Genomic DNA, 2,038 nt, shown 5'->3' on the forward strand with positions numbered 1-2,038 from the left:
GTGCTGGAGACCCTGTGTTTGATGGGTGCTAGAACCTGAACCGGCAATGGGCACGCAAGACGAAGGTGCTGGAGCCCCTTGTTTGATAGGGGGCTAGAACGGTGAGGTCGTGGGCGAAGCCGAAACCGAGCCATTGGTGCTGGAGATCGACGCGCAGCGCGGGCCTGAATAGCGCCAGGAAATGAGGGTGTTGGGGCGTGAAATTGTCCAGTGTGCGCGCAAGTGGTTGGCGCGGTTGGTGCAAACCGCGGGCGTGGGTGGACGAGGTGCGTGACGCTGGGCCTAGTGCATGCGCGTGCCAGCCCCATTACCACGCCCACGGCAGATCCACCAGCCTCAGGAGCCCCAGGTGCGCCCTGTGTGGGTTGTAAGATGGGGTTTCATTGTTGCGAACCTGAGGATCTCCTATGCCTACTTCCATGGCCACGCCCATGAGCACCACTGATCGCCTGCGCCAGGTGATCGTGGAGACGCTCCAGATCGACGCAGCAGGCCTGCAGGACGCTATCGGCCAGCTCATGGTGGTCACGAGCGCCGAGCACCCTTCAGCCCCTGCCGAGGTCCGCTCCGTGCACGATGCGGCAGCCGGCGTCACCGTGCTACTGGCCGACCGCATTCCTGCGGGACGGGAGGCCCACGTGCTGGCCGCGGAGATCGAGCGGCACCACGGCCGCGGATCTGCGCAGCTCGTGCTGGGCGACCGTGCCGACGAGCTGCTGGGCCGACTGGTGCCCACGAACCTAGTGGTGGACGGATTGGACGAAGCGGCGTGCTTTGCAGGAGATGGCGAGCGCGCCCCGTTCGTCGTGTTCGACGTCGATCGCCAGGAGAACATTGCAGGCCCGTTTGCAAGCCGGGACCTGGCGGCGGTGCATCGTCAGGAAATCCTTGATGGGCACGCGCCTCGTCTCGACGCATTGGCGTTGAGCCAGGCGCTGGAAGCGGCCGAGGAGGGGCCCACCAAAACGCTGGCTGCCGCTCGTGACGAAATCCGGGCCCGGGAGCTGCAACCTGATGAGAAGGTAGTGCGAGCGATTGCTGATGCTGATCTGCTCGCCGAGATCAACCGCCGCGGCATTCTGCAGCCCATGTATGGAGCCATCGGCGCGGTGCACGATCACCTCGATCGGACTGGCGCTCTCGATGAGCGGCTGACTCAATATCTGGTCTACCGTCTCCGTCGTGAAGAGGCCGCTATCACTGGTATGCCCGACTCGGCCGCCCGCGTCGCCAACTGGCAGGGGTGCATTGAGGAGCTAGACCGAGAAGGTCGTCGCGGAGAGGGGCCATCGATGTAGAAGCCCGAGCCCAGGCCTGTAATTGCAGCTCGTTGATTGCCATGAGCCCCGTGACTTCGGTTGCGGGGTTTTTTCATGGGGGCGTGTGCGTTGTCGGTTGACCCCCCCTGGGGTGGTGAAACCGCCTGCCCTTGCTGGTGGAGGTCAGGTGGGGGGAGTGGGAGCTGCAGGTGGGGGGATGGAAACGGCAGCGCTATTTGAGAAAACCGCCGACAAGACAGCGATCAATGGGAATGGCGGTGCCGGCGGCGGGCGCGCAGCGCGGGCCAGGAGCTTCTCGGCCGATGGCTGCAGGGAGCCTTGGGTGCAAGAGATGGCCCTGGCATGGCCTGGTGCGTCAGGTGAAATCGCCCTCCTTTGGGCCGACCCTCCTTTGGAGCGGGTCGGTGGACGGAGGCGGCGGCCGTGGCCACCACAGGGTGAGGGCCAGGAGGGAGAGCCAGGTGTGTCAACGCGGGCACGCGCAGCGCGTTGTGCAGAGCCACCTGGTGAGTCAGCTCGATCAGCCCCCACAGCCCCTGAAAACCGCCCCTCGGGGCGCACGCCGAAGGCCAGGACCTGCAGGGCGAGCAGCTGAGCGATGCGGGGGACCCCTGCCTTGCCCTGACCCGCCTGGAGACAACGGTGTGGCGAGCGCATGAAGCTATGAAAAAGGTAGCGCATGTGCGGCGTGGCGGATCTGGGCGTTGGAGATCGAGCTGCCGGCGGCGCGGCCGGCGAACCCGGGCATCGAGCAGCTG

Annotated in this window: 1 protein-coding gene; it reads left to right on the forward strand. The window is 65.7% G+C overall.

The features are described 5' to 3' along the window. The first annotated feature begins 431 nt into the window (after positions 1–431). Positions 432–1,298, forward strand: a complete 867-nt coding sequence (locus BM070_RS23880) for a hypothetical protein (protein ID WP_139223001.1) — start codon at positions 432–434, stop codon at positions 1,296–1,298. The last annotated feature ends 740 nt before the right edge of the window (positions 1,299–2,038 follow it).

Origin of the sequence: Paracidovorax wautersii (genome assembly GCF_900113035.1) — a bacterium.
Lineage (GTDB): Bacteria > Pseudomonadota > Gammaproteobacteria > Burkholderiales > Burkholderiaceae_C > Paracidovorax > Paracidovorax wautersii.